We start from the raw sequence: 20,286 nt of genomic DNA on the forward strand, positions 1-20,286 counted from the left end.
CAAGCCTGCGATGACGCATCCACGGCTTCTATACTGAATGGACCACGTCGGCGCATGATGTTCGTCGCGTGGCAATCGTCAGAAGGAGGGCCGAGCCATGTTGTTCATCGTCAGCTGGACCGCGCTGCCCGAAGTCCGCGAGCGGGCAGCGGAGCGGTTTCTTCAGAACGCCGGCGCGCCGCCGGACGGCGTCCGATTGCTCGGGCGCTGGCACGGCATCGGGTCGATACGCGGCTTCGGCGTGGCAGAGAGCGACGATATAGAACCGGTCGCGCGATGGGCGTACGAATGGTCCGATCTGTTCACGCTGGACATCATGCCCGCGCTGACGGACGAACAGCTCGGCAAGCTGCTCGCCGATGCGGCCGGGCGGCGCTAGACGTTTTCGCGGCGAAATCGGGGATACCCCGGACAGGAGACAAGCGTGACGCAAGCCACTACCAACGAACCGTGCATCATTTCCGTCGCCATTACGGGGTCGGTGCCGCGCAAGAAGGACAACCCGGCGGTCCCGATCACGATTGCCGAGCAGATAGAAAGCACCCACGAGGCGTACGAAGCCGGCGCGACGCTCGTGCACCTGCATGTGCGCGACGAAGAAGAACGGTCGAGTTCGGACCGTCATCGCTTCGAAGAACTACAGGACGGCATCCGCAAGCATTGCCCGGACATCATCATTCAGTTCTCGACGGGCGGCCGCGGACGATCGTTCGAGCAGCGCGGCGCGATGCTGGACCTGAAGCCGGACATGGCGTCGCTTGCCACGGGCTCGGTGAACTTTCCGACGATCGTGTACGAGAATCCGCCCGACTTCGTGCGCTCGCTCGCGCAACTCATGCTCGATCACAACGTGAAGCCTGAAATCGAAGTCTTCGATCTGGCGATGCTGTACAGCACGGTCGATCTGGTGAATCAGGGCTTGCTCAAGAGGCCGGTCCACGTCCAGTTCGTGCTCGGCGTGAAGAACGCATTGCCGGCGCGCCGCGAGATTCTCGAATTCGAAGTCGAGCAACTGAAGAAGCATTTGCCCGACGCAACGTGGGTGGCGGCGGGCATCGGGCGGCATCAGCTCGAAGTGAATCACTGGACGCTACAAATGGGCGGCCACTGCCGGACCGGTCTGGAAGACAACGTCCGCTGGGACAAAGACACGCTCGCGCAAAGCAACGCGCAACTGGTGAGCCGCGTGGCGTCGTTGTGCGCCGAGTATGGGCGTCCGGTGGCGAGCGCGAAGGAGGCGCGCCGGCTGCTTTCGCTTTAACAACTGGCGCTGAGACGGCTTGCAGATAAGGGCGGGCACCCGCGAGTGTCGGGTGCCACGCCGGGCTCAGTGCCAACGACGCAGTAGCCAATTGCCGGAAAATCTGCCTTACAATCGTCGTCTACCCTGACAAGCTGTCCAGCGTGAACATGAACGAGCGTAAGTCGCCCGGCCTGGCCGACCGCATCTACAGCGACATTCTCAACAGCATCATCGAAGGCGAGTTCAAGGAAGGCGACCGGCTCATGACCGAGCACGCGCTCGCGGACCGCTTCGCGACTTCCCGGCCGACCGTGCGCGAAGCGCTGGCACGTCTGCGCGCGGACGGCATCATTGTGACGCGGCGCGGCTCGGGCACGACCGTCGGCCGCCGCCCCGATCCGGACGTGCGGCGCTTCGCCCCGCTCGAAACGCTCTCCGACATTCGCCGCTGCTACGAATTCCGCATCGTCACGGAGGCGGGCGCGGCGGAACTCGCGGCGCAGAAAGCCGATGACGAGGATCTTCGCGCCATCGAGCAAGCGTGGAATCAACTCGAACGCGTGGTGGAAGCTCAGCAGGGCATCGGCGCGAGCGATGACTTCGCGTTTCATCTCGCGGTGGCCCGCGCATCGAAGAACCAGTTCTTCATCAGCGCGATATCGTTCATCGAAGAGCAGGTCGTCTTCAGCATGAATCTCTCGCGCAATCTGTCGCTTGTGAAGACGCTCGAACGGCAGCGGCTCGTGCAGCGAGAACACCTCGATATCCTCGAAGCCATTCGCGCGCGCGACTCAGTTCGCGCCGGTCAGGCGATGAAGTCGCATCTTGCCGGCGCGCTGGAGCGCATGTTCGGCAACTAGATGTCATACGACTCTCGTCGGCGCATTCGGGGAAACGCTGATTAACGCCTTTTGATCGATGAAGTTGTTTGACAACTTGATACCGCCTTGCTAGCTTCCACGCACGGTCAGCCCATGCCGAGCGAGGCGTTATTCATGAAAGTCGAGCCCATCACCGTCAGTGAGTTCTCTCAAAGCGTCATGGCCGTGCCGCCCCTTGCGCGGCGGGCCGACTATTCACTCGACGAGGCGCAGAACCGCGCCCTGGTGGCCCATATCGAGGCCGGCGGCGTGCGCACATTGCTGTACGGCGGCAACGCCAACCTCTATCACGTCGCAGTGAGCGAATATCGTGAGCTACTCGACATGCTCGCGCAAATCGCCGGGCCGCAAACGCGCGTGATCCCAGCGATAGGCCCCGACTACGGCAAGATGCTCGATCAGGCGCGCATGCTGGCGCAGACCGACTACCGCACCGCGATGGTCCTGCCGCTAGCGGGTTTCACGACGCCGCAGGGCGTCGCGACCGGCCTCAGGCGACTGACGGATATCGCCGGCATGCCGTTCACGCTTTATATCAAGAGCGAGGACTACATCGATGTCGATACCCTCGCGGCGCTCGTCGCTGACGGCACGCTGCTCGCCGTCAAATATGCGATCGTGCGTGCCGACCCGTCCGACGATCCGTTCCTGCGGCGGCTTCTCGACAGCGTGCCGGCGTCGCAAGTGATATCCGGCATGGGCGAGCGCCCCGCGCTGGTCCACACGCGAGACTTCGGCCTCGCCGCCTGGACGACCGGCTCGGGTTGCATCGCTCCGCACGCCGTGATGGCGCTGCTGCGGGCCGCGAAGGCCGGAGAGGCGGACCAAGCGCAGCGTCTCTACGACCGCTTTCTTCCGCTCGAAACACTGCGCGACGACATCTCGCTGATACGCGTGCTGCACGACGCCGTCACGCTTTCGGGCATCGCGGACATGGGTCCGATCCTGCCGCTCCTTTCGGCAACGCCTGATCATGCGTTGCCCGCCGTCGAGCGCGAAGCGCGGGCGCTGCTGGCATTCGACCGCACGCTGGCAGGAAACGCCGGTTAAAAGAAGTAAAACAAGCGGGGTAACGGCGCGCTCCGGGTATATCCCGACAGCCAGCCGCAACGCCGCGCCACAACGCATGAAGCTCCCTTTCTGCGATGCAAGGAAACAGGGAAAGCCGCCGCCGATTTGCTTGACATACGATGATTCGGTTGGCTATTTTGCTGCTTCGTGAGCTAATAACGACGCGAGGGCGCCGACCGACAGACCAAGAGACAGCGCACCGAGCACCATCAGAACGAAGCACGAACAGGCCGGCGATCGAATTCATCGACAGAATCGACAAGCGACCGGACCTCGTCCCAATAGCGGTTGCGAGAGAAGTGAGGAGACAACATGGCTTTCAAGGCAGGACTGTCAGTGAAACTGGCGGCGCTGTGCGTCGCCGTGAGCGCGGCGTTCGCGACGAGCGCGGCTCAGGCGGCAGACCCGGTGGCGATCAACATCGTGGACGTCGCCGGCAATCTTCAACTGACGCAGAAGGGCTTCGAAGCGTTCAAGGCGAAGTACCCGGACCTCGTGTCCAGCATCACGTTCACCAACGCGCCCGCGCCGCAACTGCCTGGCAAGATCAAGGCGATGCAGGCGGCAGGCCGCTCGGACATCGACCTCGTGGTGACCGGCACCGATGCGCTCGCCGCCGGCATCCAGCAGGGCCTGTGGGAAAAGCTGCTGCCCGAACACGCCGCGGTGTTCCCCGGCGTGCTGGACAAATACGCGCCCGGTCCGCGCAAGATGCAGGACATCGCGCAAGGCTACGGTCTCGAAGTCACGTACATGCCCGCCGGCCCGCTGCTCGAATTCAACCCGGCGAAGGTCAGCGATCCGCCGAAGACGCCGGATCAGTTGCTCGCGTGGTGCAAGGCGCATCCGAACAAGTTGATTTACGCGCGTCCGGCCAACTCCGGTCCGGGGCGCACCTTCCTGATGGGCCTGCCCTACGTGCTCGGCGACAAGAATCCAATGGACCCGGTCAACGGCTGGGACAAGACCTGGGCGTTCCTCAAGCAGCTGAACGACTGCATTCCTTACTACCCGGGCGGCACGTCGGCCGTGATGAAGGAACTGGGCGAAGGCACGCGTGACATGACTGTGACCGTGACCGGCTGGGACATCAATCCGCGCGCACTCGGTATCGTGCCGGCCGAATTCAAGGTGCAGGCATTCGACAACATGACGTGGGTGAACGACGCTCACTACATGGTCATTCCGAAGGGCGTGCCGAAAGAGAAGCTCGACGTGCTCTACAAGCTGATGAACTTCATGCTGGAGCCGGCGCAGCAGGCGTTGACGTACGACGACGGCTATTTCTATCCCGGCCCGGCAGTCAAGGACGTGCCGCTCTCGGCCGCGCCGGCGAAGAGCCAGGAAGTGATTCAGAAGTTCGGCCGCCCCGAGTACGCGAAGCTGCTGGCCGACCGGCCGCATGTCGTGCCGCTGAATGCGCAAGCGATGGTCGCCGCGTTCCAGAAGTGGGATCGCGAAATCGGCGCGCAGAAGACGAAGTAAGCACATCGCACTCGCAGGGCTTTGGGCGGCGGCGCTCCTTCGGGGGCGTCGCCGCTCGCGCAACGGGAAATCGCCATGAAGCACACTTTTGAGCAGTTGCGCCTCGACTCGGTCTCGCGCAGCTTCACCAACGCGCAGGGACATCAGCTCGCCGCGTTGAAAGGCCTCGATCTCAACATCCAGCGCGGCGAGTTCATCGCGCTGCTCGGACCGTCGGGCTGCGGCAAGTCGACCGCGCTGAACTGCATCGCCGGATTGCAGCCGCTGACGGGCGGCGGCATCTGGCTCGACGACAAGCGTATCGACGTCCTGCCGCCCGAAAAGCGCGGCTTCGGCATGGTCTTTCAGAACTACGCGCTCTTTCCGCACATGTCCGTGCTCGATAACGTCGGCTTCGGACTGAAGATGCGCGGCGTGTCGAAAGCGGAAGCGGTCAAGCGCGCGAAAGCGGCGCTGCAACTCGTGCAGCTCACGGGCCACGACGCGAAGCTCCCCGGCCAGCTTTCGGGCGGCCAGCAGCAGCGCGTGGCGATTGCGCGGGCGATCGTCATCGAGCCGCCGCTCGTGTTGATGGACGAGCCGCTCTCGAATCTCGACACCAAGCTGCGCATCGAGATGCGCGCCGAGATTCGCCGCATTCATGGCAAGCTGGAGCGCGCGACCATCTACGTGACGCATGATCAGGACGAAGCGCTCTCGATGGCGGATCGCATCGTCGTGATGAAGGAGGGCGTCGTGCAGCAAGTCGCGCCGCCGAAGGAAGTCTATTCGCGGCCGAAGAACCTGCATGTCGCGCGTTTCATGGGCTTTCGTAATGTCGCGCCGTTCACGCTCGAAGGCACGCAGGGCGATACGGTTGCCGTGAGCGCGAACGGCGTGCGTCTCTTCGGCACGCCGATGGAAGGCTTCGACAGCAAGAACGTGAGCGTCGCGCTGCGTCCGGAAGACATGGAACGCGCCGCGCCCGGCGACCAGAACGCGTTCGACGCGCACGTCGAGACCGTCGAATACGGCGGCCGCGATTCGCTCATCCGCGTGAATACGGCGTTCGGCAAGCTGTGGGCACGTATCGCGGGCGAATGCGCGGAAGGCGAGCGCATCGTGCTGCGCGTGTCGCCGGCGAAGGCGCTCGTGTACGGAGAAGAAAAATGATCGCGCTTCCCGCGCAGCGCGACCCGAAGGGCTGGCTCGTCGCGCCGGCGCTCGTTTTCATCATCGCGCTGTTCATCTATCCGTTCGCGTACGGGCTCATGCTGTCGTTCAATCCGATGAACGGCGGCGGTGCCTGGGCGAACTACGTGTCGTTCTTCACCGATACGTCAATGTGGCCGACGATCATCGTCACGCTGAAGCTCGCCGTGCCCGCGACGATCATCAACGTCGGCATCTCGGTGCCGGTTGCGTTCGCGTTGCGGCGCTCGTCGCCGTATCAGAAGTTCGTGACCACGCTGCTCGTCATTCCGGTGACGCTCGGCACGGTGCTGATCGCCGACGGCATGCTCACGTACTTCAGCCCGAACGGCTGGTTTCCGCAGGCGGTTCAGGCGCTTCATCTCTATGGCGACGAAGTACGGCTCACGCATAACTACTGGGGCGTGCTCATCTCGCTGATCGTGTCGGGCTTTCCGTTCGCGTTCCTGCTGACGCTTTCGTACGTGACGGGTATCGACCCGACGCTCGCGCGCGCCGCCGCCACGCTCGGCGCGAGTCCGTGGCAGCAGTTCCGCCAGATCTATCTGCCGCTCTTGCTGCCCGGCCTCACGATGACCGCGTGTCTTTCGTTCGTGCAGGCGTTCTCGGTGTTTCCGTCGGCGGTGCTGCTCGGCGCGCCCGCAGGTCCGACGCGCGTGATCTCGATTGCCGCATCCGAGGCTGCGTTCGAAAGCTACGACTATTCGCTCGCATCGACGATTGCGATCGTGATGGGCTTCGTGCAATTGCTGGTCGTGGGCGGCATGCTCGGCGCGCGCCGCTTCTTCTACACCGGCCCGGTGACCGGAGGGAAGGGATAATGGCAACCGACAACCGCGCGGCGCCCGCCTGGCAGGCCCCCGCGCCGACTCAACGCTCCGGCAAGAACATGAAACAGCAAGCGAGCCTGCGCGACCGCGTGTGGAAGGCGTTCGTCTGGGTCACGATGGGCTTCTTCCTGCTGAACGTCCTGCTTCTCATCGCGACGGTCGCGGTGAACTCCGTCGCGACGCGCTGGTTCGGCACGCTGCTGCCGCAGGGCTTCACGCTGCACTGGTACGCGCAGGCGTGGAGCGACTTCCAGTTGTCGAGCGTGCTGCTCGTGACGCTCGAAGTGGTGGGCGCGGTGGTGCTGCTGTCCATCGTGCTCGGCGTGCCCGCGGCGTATGCGCTCGCGCGCGTGCAGTTTCCCGGCAAGCGCTTCGCGATGCTCGTCTTCCTGCTGCCGCTGATGGTCCCGCCCGTCACCTATGGCATCCCGATGGCGACGGTCATGTACAAGTTCCATCTCGCGGGCACGCTCACCGGCGTGATTCTCGCGAATCTGGTGCCTGCGCTGCCGTTCGTGATTCTGGTGATGACGCCGTTCATCGAGCAGATCGATCCGAATCTGGAATCCGCCGCGCGCATTTTCGGGGCGAACACGGTGCGCTATTTCCGCTACGTGCTGTTGCCGCTGCTCGTGCCGGGCATGCTGGCAGCGGGGCTGCTGGTGCTGGTGCGGACCATCGGCATGTTCGAGCTGACGTTCTTCACTGCCGGGCCGACGACCCAGACGCTCGTCGTCGCGCTGTACTACGCGGTGTTTTCGACGGGCGTGCGCGCGCCGCAATCCATCGACGCGATGGCGATGATCTACATGGCCATCACGCTGGTCTGGGTGTTGATCGCGCTGCAATTCGTGAGTCCGACGCAACTGGTCTCGCGCGTGAAAGAGCAGCGGCAATGACGTCTTCGCAGCCGATGCGCGGGGTCATCGAATTACGGGCCGAGCCGCGCCTTCGCGTGGCGAACGGCCCGCATGTGATCGAGGTGGCGCCGTCCGCAGGCGGGCGCATCACGCGTTTCACGACGCACGACGAAACCGGCGCGCACGACTGGCTGGTGCCGATCACCGCGTCGAGCTGGCCGTGTGACGCGTGGCCGAAGGGCGGCAGCTATCCGCTCGTGCCGTTCTCGAACCGCGTGCGCGATGCGCAATTTCCCGCGCCCGGCGGCGAGCGCGTCCGACTGTCGACGTTCCCCGGCATGGCGCACGCGCTGCATGGCTTCGGCCAGTACGCGGCATGGCGCGTCGAAGGTCACGAAGCGGATCGCATCGAACTGCGTTACTCGCATCGCGAGGGCGAGCACGGCTGGCCGTGGGCGTTCGACGCGATCCAGACGATTCAAGCGGCCCCCGACGGCGCACATTGGTCGATGCGCGTCGTCAACCGCTCGCCGCGTCCGATGCCGGCGGGCTTCGGTTTTCATCCGTATTTCGCGGCGCTCGAAGCCGAGCTCGATGCCGCGACGCTCTGGCGTCATGAAGCCGAGATCGCGCTGGGAGTGTCGGACGAGCATCCGCTGCGCCGTCATGTGAGAGAGTCGGACGGCTATACGCGGTATCTGAGCGGCTGGGACGGCCGCGCGACGCTTTCCTATGCCGATGGCCGCGCGCTCGCGCTCGAAGCGGACGGCGCGCTGGGGCATGCGGTCGTGCATTGCCCGGCAGGCGGCGCGTATCTGTGCGTCGAGCCGGTCTCGCATGTGAGCGACGGATTCAATCTCGACGCGCAAGGTATCGGTGGAACGGGCGTCGTCGTCATTGCGCCGGGAAGCGAAGTGTCCGCGTCGCTCGCCATGAGACCGGGGCGCTGAACCGGTCCGCCGCTCACCGCGCGAGCGGCGCGGTAAAGAACGCATCGACCAGATCGACGATGCGCCATGTCGAGCACGGACGCCTGCAATGCGCGTCGAAACCCGCGTCCTTCAGGTTCTGCACCGGATCGGCAGGCCACACGTTGCTCATCGCGACGAGCAAACGCCCCGTCACGTCGGCGTCCATGCGCAGCGTGCGAATGAAGACATAGCCGGGATCGCTGTCCAGAGCCGTATCGAGCACGAGCGCCTGCGGCTGCCAGCTATGCAGCAGCGCGCGCACCGACGCCAGATCCTGCGCGTGGATGACCTGCAAGCCTTTCAGCCGAAGCTGGACCGCGAGGGAATCCGCGATGGACTTGTCCTTGTGCGCGATCAGCACGCGCCGCGCGGAGTCGCCCGGGCGCGCGCGCTTGATGCGCCACAGCGCGAACTCGCTTTCGTTGTCGGATGAGCGGGGTGGCATCGCGTTCTCCTCTTCGTGACGGATGCGTCGAGTGTCGGCCGGCCGCGCGCCGCCCGACACCCGGCGGCGGCGGGGAACGGCGAAGATTCTGGGAGACTGCCGAACGTATCCCTGCGAATGGAGGGGTTCGATCGATGACGGGCGCGCGTAATATCGGAAGCGTTCTCGGGGACTCGCAATGGAAAACGGCTATTTCAAAACAGTATTGCTGGTAGAGGACGAAGGGCTCACGCGCAGCGCGATGAAGACGCTGATCCTCGCGAACGAGCCCTTGCTCGAGATCGACGAAGCCGATGGATTCGAGCAGGCGAAAGCGAAGCTCTCGGCGAATTCGTACGATCTCATGTTTCTCGACTATCACTTGCGCGGCCAGGCCACCGGCATGGACCTGCTCAACTGGATACGCGAGGAGGAGCGCGAGGTTCAGACCATCATGCTGTCCGCTCAGGACGACCGCGATACCGTGCTCGAATGCATTCGAAACGGCGCGTGCGGTTTCATCTCGAAGGGCAGCGAGCAGGGCGCGAGCGTGTTCCGCGAAGCCCTGAAGACCATTCTCAACGGGCGCGTCTATCTGCCGAACACCGTGCTCGGCAAGGGCGGCCACAGCCCGAAGCCCGTCTCGACGCATGCGGGCGTCACCATCGAATCGCTCGATCTTCCGCCGCGCCTGACCGAAACGCTGCGCTATCTGCTGCAAGGGCTGTCGAACAAGGCCATCGCGCGCAAGATGAACATCAGCGAGAACACGGCCAAGGAATATTCGAGCGACCTGCTCGCGCGCTTTCATGTCACGCGGCGAACCTTCCTGATCGTCGAGATGGCGCGGCGGGGCATCGAAATGCCGATGGGCAATACGTCGTCGGCGTCCTGAGCCGTTCTTCGCGGCACGGCGGCGTCGCGCGCGCACCGCGTCCCCTTTTCTCAAAACTCCGAGGATTCCCACCGGAATGGTAAGGTAGAGCCCGGTTTATTTTGAGATGGGAAACGCGCAGGTGAAGAGCAGGTCGATGACTTACGGAACGAAAGGCGTCAGCGCGGCGTTCGCGCTGGCAACGGCGGTCGCGCTCGCTGCATGCGCGCCGCTCCCCGATCAGCAGAAAAGCGCCGACGCGGCCGCGGCTGCGTCGGCGGTGCAAGCCGCGCAGGCGGCCTCCGCAGCGGCAGCGGCGAAGGCCGCCGCGCAGCCTTCGGGGCCGACGGAACAGCGCATCGTGGTGGGCGGGGCGAACGGGTATCGCGTGACCGTCAAGACGACGCCGCCCGCGCAGGTTTGCGACAACGCCGCCTTCGCGGACGGCGTGCGCTACGGCTATGCGCTGACATGGAACCGGCTCGTCGGCGAGGCCGTGCGTGAGAACGGCGGCAAACCGCTCAAGAGCAAGCTCGGCAAGTTCGACCCGTCGGCGATCCACTCGCAGGACGAGCAGTACAAGATCCAGTGGGACGGCAAGGAGCGCACCAACGCGTGCGCGTCCGACGGCTATCTGATTGGGCGGATCGTCGGCACGCACCTCGCCGGCGTCGACATGCGCAACGGCAAGCCGTCGTAAGTACGCGGCGCGCTTCAGTCGCAGGCGTGCGCGGCCGTGACGTAGCGGCTGCCCGCTGCGCTGTCGCCGTAGATCGTGTAGCCGGTGCCGTAGGCCGCCGGCTGCGCGACCACCAAAATGGCCGATGAGCCGCCCTGTCCCGGAACCGATACCGCCAGCGAATCGGGGCCGAGGCCATATTCCCGCACGCGCGGCGCGATGGGCGTCCACCGCGCCTTGACGCACTTCGTGAAATCCAACGTCGCGAGCGTCGACGCGCCCGAGCCGATCGGCACGGTTTTCAGCAGCGCGTCGTCGGTGCTGACGCAGCCGTTGAGCGCCAGCGCGAAACAAACTGCCAACGTGCTTGTGACACTTTTTCTCATATTTCCGATGCCTTTGGTGGTGTGATCCGCTTAGTCTTCTCGCCGATGATGCGCGGCGCGCTCGTATTGAAGCAGCCTTCGCTCCCGACGCTTCCCGAATATCGGTCAAGTTGGGTCAACCGTAGCCGTTATACAGGCGTTTCTTACGCAGAAACCGTTTTGTATGGCGAGCCGCAGGCGAATACCGACGCGGCGCGCCCACTGTGCATCATGCGCCGCCCCCGATAACAACGATTTGCGCCGCAGCCGGCAGTGTCATCGCCGGATCGCGGCGCGAGCAAGTCCAGAAAACGCATGTCTCGCAGAAAGTCGTTCACCTCGCTTCGCGCCATTCGCACGTTCGGACGCTCTTGCTTCGCGCGTCTCGATCTCCAACGGTTCGCCGCGCCCGCGCTCACGGTTCTCGTGTGCGCGCTGCTCCTCGTCGTGTTCCAGCATCTGTCGCATACGGTCGATTACAAGTCGGTCGTGCGCTCGCTGCGGCTGCTCTCGCTGCAAGCGTGGGGCGCGGCGCTGTTCGCCACCGCGCTGAGCTTCGCCGCACTCGTCGGCCGCGATGCCGTCGGCTTGCGGCACATCGGCGTCGCGGTGCCGCGTTCGCTGCTGTGGGTCGGCGCGACGGTCGGCTCGGCGCTCGGCAACGTCACGGGCTTCGGCGCGCTGACGGGCGGTGCGGTGCGCTGCCGCGTCTACGGCGCGGCGGAAGTGACGCCCGCGCAGGTCGGCCGGCTGTCCATCTTCACGGGCGTCACGCTCGCGCTCTCGCTCGCGTTCATGGCGGCGCTCGGCATGCTGTGCTCGGCGGGCACGGTGGCGAGCATGCTGCATCTCTCGCCCGCGATACTGCGCGTGCTCGGCGCGGCGCTGCTCGCGGTGTTCGTCGCGATGCTCGTCTTCTGCGGACGGGAGCAGCGCACGCTGCGTTCGCGCTGGACGTGGCTCGCGTTCACGTTGCCGACGCGCCGCGACTTCATCGCGCAGACGGCGCTCGCCGTCGTCGACGTGCTCGGCGCGGGACTCGCGCTCTGGGCGATGCTGCCGGGCGCGCACGTCGGCTTCGGCGAGTTCATGACGGTGTTCTCGACCGCGATGCTGCTCGGAATGATCGGCCATACGCCGGGCGGCGTCGGCGTGTTCGAAGCGGCGATGGTCTTCGCGCTCGGCCGCAACGTCGCGACGCCGGACGTGCTCGCCGCGCTCCTCGCTTATCGCGCGATTTATTTCGGTCTGCCGCTGATTCTCTCGGCCGCCGTGATGGCCGCGTTCGAAGGCCGCGCGCTGAAAGGCCGCTTCGCGTTCCTGCATCCGCGCCGCGTGTCGTCGCTCGCGCCGTTGTTCCTCGCGATCATCGCGTTCGCGGCCGGGTCGATGCTCGTCATCTCCGGCGCGACGCCCGCGTTCAAGATGCGCATCGCGCTCTTGCAGACCGTCATTCCGCTGTGGGTGCTGGAAAGCTCGCAACTGCTCGGCAGCGTGATGGGCGTCATGCTGCTTTTCGTGGCGCGCGGCCTCATGCGCCGGCTCGACGCCGCGTGGTGGGTCGCGCTGATTCTCGCGGTAGCGAACTTCGCGCTGTCGCTGGCGAAGGGGCTCGCATTCATCGAAGCGGGCGTTCTCGCGTTCCTCATCGCGCTGCTCGTCCTGACGCGCGAGCGCTTCAACCGCCGGGCGTCGCTGTTCGCCGAGCGGTTCACGGCGACGTGGCTCGTTTCCGTCGGCATGGTGATGGCGGTCGCGGTATGGATCATGTTCTTCGCCTTCCGCGACGTGCCGTACAACACGGACCTGTGGTGGCAATTCGCGTTCGACGAGCGCGCGCCGCGTGCGCTGCGCGCGACGCTCGCAGCGGGCGTGTTCGCGTGCGCGTTCGCCGTCTGGCAATTGCTGCGCCCGGCGGCGGGCCGCTTCGAGATGCCCGCGCCGCAGGACCTCGCCGATGCCGCGCGCATTTTCCGCGCGCAGGAGCGCAGCGACGCCGGCCTCGCGATGATGGGCGACAAGAGCTTTCTGTTCTCCGAGTCGCGCGAGGCGTTTCTCATGTACGCGAAGCACGGCCGCACGTGGGCCGCGCTGCACGATCCGGTCGGCCCGCGCAGCGAGTGGGCGGGGCTGATCCGCCGTTTCGTGGAACTCGCGCATTCGCACAACGGCCGCGCCGCGTTCTATCAGGTGCGCGCGGACGCGCTGCCGCTCTATCTCGACGCTGGTCTCACGCTGATGAAGCTCGGCGAGGAAGCGCACGTCGCGCTATCCGAGTTCGATCTGAAAGGATCGCACCGCGCGCATTTGCGCTATGCGTTGAAGCGCGGCGAACGCGACGGTTTCGATACGGAACTGATCGGCCCGGACCGCATCGCGGAAAGCATGCCGATGCTGCGCGAGATTTCCGACGACTGGCTCGACAGCCGCTCGGCGCGTGAGAAAAGCTTCTCGGTGGCGGCGTTCAACGAGGAATATCTCGCCGCGCAGTCGGTGCTGCTCGTGCGTCAGCAGGGCGTGCCGGTGGCGTTCGTCACCTTCATGACGACGGACCTCAACACCGAAGCGACGGTCGGCGTGATGCGTCATGTGGCGGAAGCCTCGTCGTATGCGATGGAGTACCTCTTCACCAAGCTCGCGCTGCATCTGAAAGAGGCGGGGTTCAAATCGCTGTCGCTCGGCATCGCGCCGTTGTCCGGCATGGAGCCGACGCCGCTCGCGTCGTACTGGCATCGGCTGGCGGGGCTCGTATGGCGCTTCGGCGGACGCTTCTACAACTTCCGCGGCCTGCGCGGATTCAAGAGCAAGTTCCAGCCGCACTGGGAGCCGCGTTATCTCGCGGCGTCCGGTTCGGTCAGCGTGTTTCTCACTTTGGCGGACCTCTCGTTGCTGGCGGGAGGCTGGCGTTCATGAACAAGTTTGGCAAGAAACTGGCGGCGCTCGCGGCGGCCGCCGTCTGCGGCGTCTCCCTGATCGGCGCGGCGCACGCGAACACCGTTTCGGGCGGCCGCTACGGGCAGGTCACGGTGACGAAACCGGCGGGCGCGATGACGGGCTTCGTCGTGCTGTTGTCGGAGGAGAGCGGCTGGAGCGAGTCGGACCAGCAAGCCGCCGATGCGCTCGCGGCCAAGGGCGCGATGGTCGTCGGCGTCGATACGCCGCGCTACGCCGCGCGCCTTGCCGCCGAGAAGAAGGAGACGTGCCACAACCTCGTCGGCGATGCCGAGAACATGAGCCACCAGCTCGAACGCACGGTCGAGACGAGCCGCTATTTCTCGCCGATCTTCGCCGGCGCGGGCCAGGGCGCGACCGTCGCGGAACACGCGCTCGGCCAGGCGCCGGACAACACGGTGGCGGGCGCGGTGTCGCTCGCGCCGGAGGCCACGCTCGACGCGCGCTTCAAGCCGTGTCCGCCCGACCCGACCATCATCCACATGAAGGGCTTGCCGGGCTTCATGGAACGCGCCGCGTGGCAGCCCGGACGCACGAAGGCCGACGCGCTCGTGGCGATGACCGCGCCGCATCTGACCAAACCCGAGGCGCCTGCTGCGAACGACGTGTCCGATCTGCCGCTCATCGAACTTCGCGCGTCGCAGCCGACTGACTTGCTCGCGATCGTCATTTCCGGCGACGGCGGCTGGCGCGACCTCGACAAGACGATGGCGCTCGCCCTTCAGCGCGACGGCGTGTCGGTGATCGGCATCGATTCGTTGCGCTATTTCTGGAGCGAGAAGTCGCCGCAGCGCACCGCAGCGGATATCGCCCGCGTGGTGCGCACCTACAGCGCGCGCTGGCATACGAGCCACGTGGCGCTCGTCGGCTACTCGTTCGGCGCGGACGTGATGCCGTTCGCGTACAACCGTCTGCCCGACGACGTGCGGCGCCAGGTCTCGTATATTTCGCTGATGGGCTTCGCGCCCGAGGCCGATTTCCAGATTCGCGTGACCGGCTGGCTCGGCATGAAGGCGAGCGACAAGGCGCTCAAGGTGAAGCCGGAGCTCGCGCAACTGCCGCCCGCGATGGTCCAGTGCATCTACGGCGAAAAAGAAGACGATACGCTGTGCCCGGCGCTGACGAAGACGGGCATCGACGTAGTGAAGCTGCCGGGCGATCATCACTTCGGCGGCGACTACGATGCGCTCGCGCGGCGCATTCTGGCCGGCTGGCGCAAGCAGATCGCGGCGAAGCAAGCGGCGTGAGATCAGGGCGACGACGGCCGGTTCGATTGAGCCGGCCGTTTGGCTGCTTGGTCAACTCGACGACTGCGCAGCGTCTTTTGCTTCAGCGTGTGCGTCCGTATCGGGCGCGGTCGACGTGTGTTCCTCTCTGCGTCGACTTCACTTCAGCGGCCCCAGATAATCCCGCTTGCCGATCGGCGCGCCGAGGTGGCGCAAGATGTCGTGAGTCGTCGCGACGTGAAAATAGAAGTTCGGCAATCCGAAGCCGAACAGATAATCGACGCCCGAAAACGACGGCGAAAAGTCCGGAAACTTGAGCGTGACGGTGCGCGTCTCGCTACCTTCCATCGTCGCTTCCTGAATGCTCTTCAAGTAAGCGATCGTCTTAGCGATGCGTTCCTGCAGTGCCGCGAAGCTGTCCTCGTTGTCCTCGAACTTCGGCGCATCGACGCCGGAAAGACGCTGCGCCGAGAGCTTCGCGGTATCGCTCGCGCGCTGGATCTGCGCGGCGAGCGGCAGCATGTCGGGCGCGAGCCGCGCGGCGATGACGTCGGCGTGGGCGAGGCCTTTTTCGTCGGCGAAGGCGGCACCTTTCTCCAATAGCGACGAGCAGACTTCCAGCCCGCGGATGAACACCGGAATCGACGCGCGATACATCGAGAGGGACATGGTCTTGCGCTCCTTGACGTGATGCGGACCGTTACGGCCCGGGTAGTGATGGGCGACAAGCATAGCGCCCGCCGCGGCGCTGCGCATAAACCGCCGGCTACGGCCGCGCGTGCCGAGCCTCCCACTCGCGCAACTGCGCCTGATAGCGTTCGAGCGCCGCCTGATAAATGTCGAATACGCAGGGATTGCAGCCGCTCTGGCAGCAATCGCCCGGGGCCGGGCGCTCGGGCGGCGTGGGGCGCGGGTCGTCTGGAGGAGCGTCGGGATCGTGATTGTGCATTGAACTGGGATGCCGGTTCGTCGGACGCGACGGGCGGCTGCGTTCGCAGGCCGCCACGTTTTGGCAGGGCCGACAATTGAGCTTGGACCGCCGGTTCATCCGACGCAAGCGCAAGCCGTGCGCGCGCAAACACGTCCGACTGAGCGGCTCCCAACGGCAAACTCAACGGCTAACTTTTGGCGGGTTCATCATTCGCTCAATGCGATACTGCCGCGAACGTCGCGAACGCAGTTGCGGCATCCGACCCACTCGACTGGATCGAAGGACTCCCTCGATGAATCAGACCATCAGGCTTGCGATCTTCGGCGCGCTATTGAGCGCGGTGCTCGCTGGCTGCGCGTCGTCGCAGGATGCGTCCGACCGGGCGCGCGCCGCGCCGGGCAAGGACACGCCGTACAGCGCCGAAATCCGCCGCACGCAGTCCGGCATTGCGCACGTCCGCGCCGCCGACTGGGGCAGCCTCGGTTTCGGCTACGGCTACGCGCAGGCGCAAGACACGCTCTGCACGCTCGCCGATGGCTTCGTGACCTATCGCGGCGAGCGGTCCGCGTACTTCGGCGCGGACGCCCGCCTGCCGAGCGGATCGACGTTCGGCCAGGCGCGCAATCTGGACGCCGATTTCTTCTTCCGCCTGGTCGACGATCAGGCCGCCGTCGACCGTTATCGCGCCGCGCAGCCGCCAGAGTTGCGCGATCTCGTCGACGGCTTCGCATCCGGCTACAACCGTTATCTGGCCGATCTCAAAGCCGGCCAGTTTCCCGGCGCGCACGCCGCTTGCCGCAGCCAGCCGTGGGTCGAGAACATCGAGCCGGACGACATCTACCGTCGCGTGATCGCGGCGAATCTGGCGGGCGGATCGGCGCGTTTCGTGCAGGCCATCGCGGCGGCGCACCCGCCGAAGCCGGGCGCGCAGCCGCCGGCCGCGTCGCTGGACAGGAGAGAGCGGCGCGACGCCGTCGGCGACATGTCCGGCCTCGGCAGCAACGCGCTCGCGTTCGGCGCGCCGATCACGCGGGAGAAGCGCAGCATCCTGTTCGGCAATCCGCACTGGTCCTGGCAAGGCCCGGACCGCTTCTATCAGGCGCAGCTGACCATTCCCGGCCGCCTGAACGTGGCGGGCGTGTCGTTTCTCGGCATGCCGCTCGTCGTGCTCGGCTTCAACGAAAACATCGCGTGGACGCATACCGTTTCGACGGGCCGCCGCTTCGGCCTCTTCGAAATGACGCTCGATCCCGCCGACCCGACGCACTATCTCTTCGACGGCGCGAGCCAGCCGATGACGCCCGTGCCGCTCACGGTGCGCGTGCGCCACGCGGACGGCTCGCTCGAATCGGTGTCGCGCACGCTGTATCGCACGCGCTTCGGTCCGGTCGTCGATCTGTCGGCCATGAACGCCGGCCTCGGCTGGAACGCGCAGAGCGCCTACGCATTCGCTGACGTCAACGCGGACAACGTGCGCAGCTTCGAGAACTTCTTCGCGTGGGACCAGGCTCGCTCGCTCGACGATTTCATCGCGATACAGAAGCGGTACAAGGCGATTCCGTGGGCCAACACGTTCGCCATCGGCCGGGGCGACCCGCGGGCGTGGTTCGCGGATATCGGCCCGATTCCCGGCGTGCCCGACGCGCTCGCCGACGCCTGCACGACGCCGACCGGCCGCGCCCTGGCGAGCCGGATGCCCGGCGTGCCTGTCCTCGACGGCTCGAAAACCGCCTGCATGTGGCGCAGCGATCCGGCGGGCGCGCAGCCGGGCACATTGCCGGTTACTCAATTACCCAGCATGCTTCGCGGCGATTACGTCGGCAATTTCAACGACAGTTACTGGCTCACGAACGCGAACGTCCCGCTCACCGGCTACGCGCGCGTGCTCGGCGCGACGCGCTACGAGCAGTCCATGCGCACCCGCTACGGGCATCTGCTCGCGGCGCGGCTGCAGCGCGAGCCCGGCGGCGTGACGCGGGGCGCGGTCGAGCAGGCCGTGCTGGAGACGCACTCGTTGTCCGAGCAGTTGTACCGTCAGCCGGTGCTCGACGCCGTCTGCACGCCCGGCGACGCGATGAGCGCGCTCAACGACGCCTGCGACGTGCTGCGCAACTGGAACGGCACGGCCGATATCGACGCCCGCGGCGCGAATCTGTGGGACGAGTTCTGGCGGCGCGTCACGAAGCTCGCGCCCGAGACGCTGGCCGCGACGCGCTTCGACCCGGCGCGCCCGCTCGCGACGCCGAGCGGCTTAAAGACGGACAGCCCGGAGGTCGTGCAGGAGTTGCGGCAGGCGCTCGGCGGCGCGGCGCTCTCGCTGCGGCTCAACGGTTTCGCGCTGGATTCGCGGCGTGGCGACCTGCTCTACACGACGCGCAACGGCGCGAACGTGCCGCTCTACGGCGGCTGCGACGACGCCGGCTACTTCACGGTCGTCTGCGCGGGGCGTCCGCTCGATCCGAAGGGCTATTCGATGGACGCGAACGGCCACGGCGACAGCTACATGCAGGTCGTCACGTTCACGGCCGACGGCGCGGCGGGCGTCGAGGCGGACACCATGCTCGCGCCGTCGGAATCGGACGATCCCGCTTCGCCTCGCTCGGGCGACGCCACGCGTTTGTTCGCGGCGAAGCACTGGCAGCGGTTCCCGTTCACCGACGAAGCCATCGATGCCGATCCGGCGCTCACGCGCATCGTCGTCACCGGCACGCGTTGAGATCGCGAGACGCTTCGCGGGCCGGAAGTTTCCCGTCTATGATGGAGGTTTGCCCGCATGGAACCTCTGTCATGACTACTGGCGACAGCACACCGCAAGAAGAAGCAGTCCGGCTCGACGCGTCCGCCCTGCAGGCGTTCGTCGACCGCAAATGGAACGACGAGATCGTTCCGGCGCTCACCGATTACATCGCCGTTCCCGCCAAAAGCCCGATGTTCGACGTCGACTGGGCCCGCCACGGCTTCATCGAGCGCGTGGTCACGGACGCCGTCGACTGGGTGAAGGCGCAGCCAGTCAAGGGCTTGAAAGTCGAGATCGTGCGGCTGACCGGGCGCACGCCGGTGATTTTCTTCGAAGCGCCCGCCACGCGCTCGGGCAGCACCGAGACGGTCGTGCTGTACGGCCATCTGGACAAGCAACCGGAGTTCGAAGGCTGGCGCAGCGATCTGGGTCCGTGGACCCCGAAGCTGGAGGACGGCAAGCTCTACGGGCGCGGCGGCGCGGACGACGGCTACGCGACCTACGCCAGCATCACCGCGCTGGCGGCGCTGGACGCGCAGGGCGTCGAGCGGCCGCGCTGCGTCGGCATCATCGAGACGTGCGAGGAGTCGGGCAGCTACGACTTGCTGCCGTACATCGACGCGCTGCGCGACCGCCTCGGCGACGTCGGACTCGTGATCTGTCTCGATTCGGGCGCGGGCAATTACGATCAGCTCTGGTTGACCACGTCGCTGCGCGGGCTCGTCGCGGGCGACCTCGAAGTGCAAGTGCTCGAAGAAGGCTTGCATTCGGGCGGCTACGGCGGCATTGCGCCGTCGACGTTCCGCATCATGCGGCAACTGTTCGAGCGCCTCGAAGACGCTGCCACCGGCAATCTGCTGCCGAAAGACTTCCACTGCGCGATTCCGGCGCAACGCCTGCGCGAAGCGGAAGCCACGGCGCAAATTCTCGGCGACGACGTCTGGAAGAAGCTGCCGTGGAGCTGCGGCCAGGATGGAGGCAGCGTGCTTCCGACCACCACCGATCCGAAGGAAGCGCTGCTGAATTCGACGTGGCGGCCGTCGCTGACCGTGACGGGCGCAGCCGGCCTGCCGCCGCTCGCGGACGCCGGCAACGTGCTCGCGCCGCGCACCGCATTCAAGCTGTCGCTGCGCCTGCCGCCGCTCGTCGAGGCGACGGAGGCGGTCGCGCAGTTGAAGTCCTTGCTCGAATTCGATCCGCCGTACAACGCGAAGGTCACGTTCAAGCCGGAAGCGGGCGCGGCCACGGGCTGGAGCGCGCCGGACCTCGCGCCTTGGCTCGCGTCGTCGCTGAACGACGCGTCGCGCCGGCATTTCGGCGCCGATGTGGCCTATATCGGGCAGGGCGGCACCATTCCGCTGATGAATACGCTGAAGGAAGGCTTCCCGCGCTCGCAATTCATGGTGTGCGGCGTGCTCGGCCCGAAATCGAATGCGCACGGACCGAACGAATTCCTGCACGTGCCGTATGCCCGCAAGCTGACGGCGGCCGTGGCGGAAGTCATCGCGGCGGCGCCCTGAGCTTTCCTTGTACGGTTGTAGGACTGACGCCCGCGCTTGCGGGCGT

The 20,286-nt window shown here is 66.0% G+C and carries 19 protein-coding genes; 15 read left to right on the forward strand and 4 right to left on the reverse strand.

Translation table 11 applies throughout. The features are described from left to right. Positions 1-97: 97 nt before the first annotated feature. The 9 genes from LDZ24_RS16335 to LDZ24_RS16375 all read left to right on the forward strand — a co-directional run bounded on the left by LDZ24_RS16335 (position 98) and on the right by LDZ24_RS16375 (position 8,511). Positions 98-379 (forward strand): DUF3303 domain-containing protein, encoded by a 282-nt coding sequence (locus LDZ24_RS16335; protein WP_248323234.1) that lies wholly within the window; start codon positions 98-100, stop codon positions 377-379. A gap of 45 nt (positions 380-424) precedes the next feature. Next, on the forward strand, positions 425-1,261 hold the full coding sequence (locus tag LDZ24_RS16340; protein ID WP_248323235.1) for a 3-keto-5-aminohexanoate cleavage protein: 837 nt from the start codon (positions 425-427) through the stop codon (positions 1,259-1,261). A gap of 149 nt (positions 1,262-1,410) precedes the next feature. Next, the gene (locus LDZ24_RS16345; RefSeq protein WP_248323236.1) at positions 1,411-2,103 is read left to right on the forward strand and encodes a FadR/GntR family transcriptional regulator; all 693 of its coding nucleotides are present in this window, start codon (positions 1,411-1,413) and stop codon (positions 2,101-2,103) included. 135 nt (positions 2,104-2,238) lie between these two features. Beyond that, positions 2,239-3,174, forward strand: a complete 936-nt coding sequence (locus tag LDZ24_RS16350) for a dihydrodipicolinate synthase family protein (protein WP_248323237.1) — start codon at positions 2,239-2,241, stop codon at positions 3,172-3,174. A gap of 333 nt (positions 3,175-3,507) precedes the next feature. Then, positions 3,508-4,680 carry an extracellular solute-binding protein gene (locus tag LDZ24_RS16355; protein WP_248323238.1) on the forward strand — a complete coding sequence of 391 codons (1,173 nt, stop codon included), beginning with the start codon at positions 3,508-3,510 and terminating at the stop codon, positions 4,678-4,680. A gap of 75 nt (positions 4,681-4,755) precedes the next feature. Then, a complete protein-coding gene (locus LDZ24_RS16360) occupies positions 4,756-5,832 on the forward strand; it encodes an ABC transporter ATP-binding protein (RefSeq protein WP_175941791.1) in 1,077 nt (358 codons plus the stop codon). Then, positions 5,829-6,692 carry an ABC transporter permease gene (locus LDZ24_RS16365; RefSeq protein ID WP_248323239.1) on the forward strand — a complete coding sequence of 288 codons (864 nt, stop codon included), beginning with the start codon at positions 5,829-5,831 and terminating at the stop codon, positions 6,690-6,692. The genes LDZ24_RS16360 and LDZ24_RS16365 overlap by 4 nt, the downstream gene beginning before the upstream one ends. A 68-nt stretch (positions 6,693-6,760) precedes the next feature. Continuing rightward, complete coding sequence (locus LDZ24_RS16370; RefSeq protein WP_371747464.1) at positions 6,761-7,600, forward strand: ABC transporter permease; 840 nt, start codon at positions 6,761-6,763, stop codon at positions 7,598-7,600. Next, positions 7,597-8,511: an aldose epimerase gene (locus LDZ24_RS16375; protein WP_248323240.1), complete on the forward strand. Its 915-nt coding sequence runs from the start codon at positions 7,597-7,599 to the stop codon at positions 8,509-8,511. The genes LDZ24_RS16370 and LDZ24_RS16375 overlap by 4 nt, the downstream gene beginning before the upstream one ends. A gap of 13 nt (positions 8,512-8,524) precedes the next feature. Here LDZ24_RS16375 and LDZ24_RS16380 read toward each other — a convergent pair whose 3' ends face one another. Beyond that, complete coding sequence (locus tag LDZ24_RS16380; protein WP_248323241.1) at positions 8,525-8,977, reverse strand: histidine kinase; 453 nt, start codon at positions 8,975-8,977, stop codon at positions 8,525-8,527. A gap of 178 nt (positions 8,978-9,155) precedes the next feature. On the opposite strand from LDZ24_RS16380, the gene LDZ24_RS16385 reads away from it, so the two are divergent. Both LDZ24_RS16385 and LDZ24_RS16390 read left to right on the forward strand, forming a co-directional pair. Next, entirely contained in the window at positions 9,156-9,851 is a 696-nt protein-coding gene (locus LDZ24_RS16385; RefSeq protein ID WP_175941781.1) for a response regulator transcription factor, read from the forward strand. Between the two features lie 136 nt (positions 9,852-9,987). After that, a complete protein-coding gene (locus tag LDZ24_RS16390) occupies positions 9,988-10,530 on the forward strand; it encodes a hypothetical protein (RefSeq protein WP_248323242.1) in 543 nt (180 codons plus the stop codon). Positions 10,531-10,544: 14 nt separating this feature from the next. Here LDZ24_RS16390 and LDZ24_RS16395 read toward each other — a convergent pair whose 3' ends face one another. Continuing rightward, on the reverse strand, positions 10,545-10,871 hold the full coding sequence (locus LDZ24_RS16395) for a hypothetical protein (RefSeq protein WP_248323243.1): 327 nt from the start codon (positions 10,869-10,871) through the stop codon (positions 10,545-10,547). 318 nt (positions 10,872-11,189) lie between these two features. Here LDZ24_RS16395 and mprF point away from each other — a divergent pair, with 318 nt between their 5' ends. Beyond that, entirely contained in the window at positions 11,190-13,787 is a 2,598-nt protein-coding gene (gene mprF, locus LDZ24_RS16400; protein WP_248323244.1) for a bifunctional lysylphosphatidylglycerol flippase/synthetase MprF, read from the forward strand. After that, positions 13,784-15,073, forward strand: coding sequence for a virulence factor family protein (locus LDZ24_RS16405; protein ID WP_248323245.1), 1,290 nt, complete (start codon positions 13,784-13,786; stop codon positions 15,071-15,073). Before mprF ends, LDZ24_RS16405 begins: the two co-directional genes overlap by 4 nt. Before the next feature lie 138 nt (positions 15,074-15,211). Here the strand turns inward: LDZ24_RS16405 and LDZ24_RS16410 are convergent, their stop codons facing one another. Together LDZ24_RS16410 and LDZ24_RS28145 are read right to left on the reverse strand one after the other, a co-directional pair. Next, positions 15,212-15,721, reverse strand: a complete 510-nt coding sequence (locus LDZ24_RS16410) for a DUF1993 family protein (RefSeq protein ID WP_248323323.1) — start codon at positions 15,719-15,721, stop codon at positions 15,212-15,214. Positions 15,722-15,818: 97 nt separating this feature from the next. Then, positions 15,819-16,100 (reverse strand): oxidoreductase-like domain-containing protein, encoded by a 282-nt coding sequence (locus LDZ24_RS28145; protein WP_371747453.1) that lies wholly within the window; start codon positions 16,098-16,100, stop codon positions 15,819-15,821. Positions 16,101-16,275: 175 nt separating this feature from the next. Between LDZ24_RS28145 and LDZ24_RS16420 the strand changes: the two genes are divergently transcribed. Then, positions 16,276-18,699, forward strand: coding sequence for a penicillin acylase family protein (locus LDZ24_RS16420; protein ID WP_248323247.1), 2,424 nt, complete (start codon positions 16,276-16,278; stop codon positions 18,697-18,699). 71 nt (positions 18,700-18,770) lie between these two features. Then, entirely contained in the window at positions 18,771-20,240 is a 1,470-nt protein-coding gene (locus tag LDZ24_RS16425; protein WP_248323248.1) for a M20 family metallopeptidase, read from the forward strand. Positions 20,241-20,286 lie beyond the last annotated feature (46 nt).

The organism is Caballeronia sp. Sq4a (assembly GCF_023170545.1).
In the GTDB taxonomy this organism is placed as follows: Bacteria; Pseudomonadota; Gammaproteobacteria; order Burkholderiales; family Burkholderiaceae; genus Caballeronia.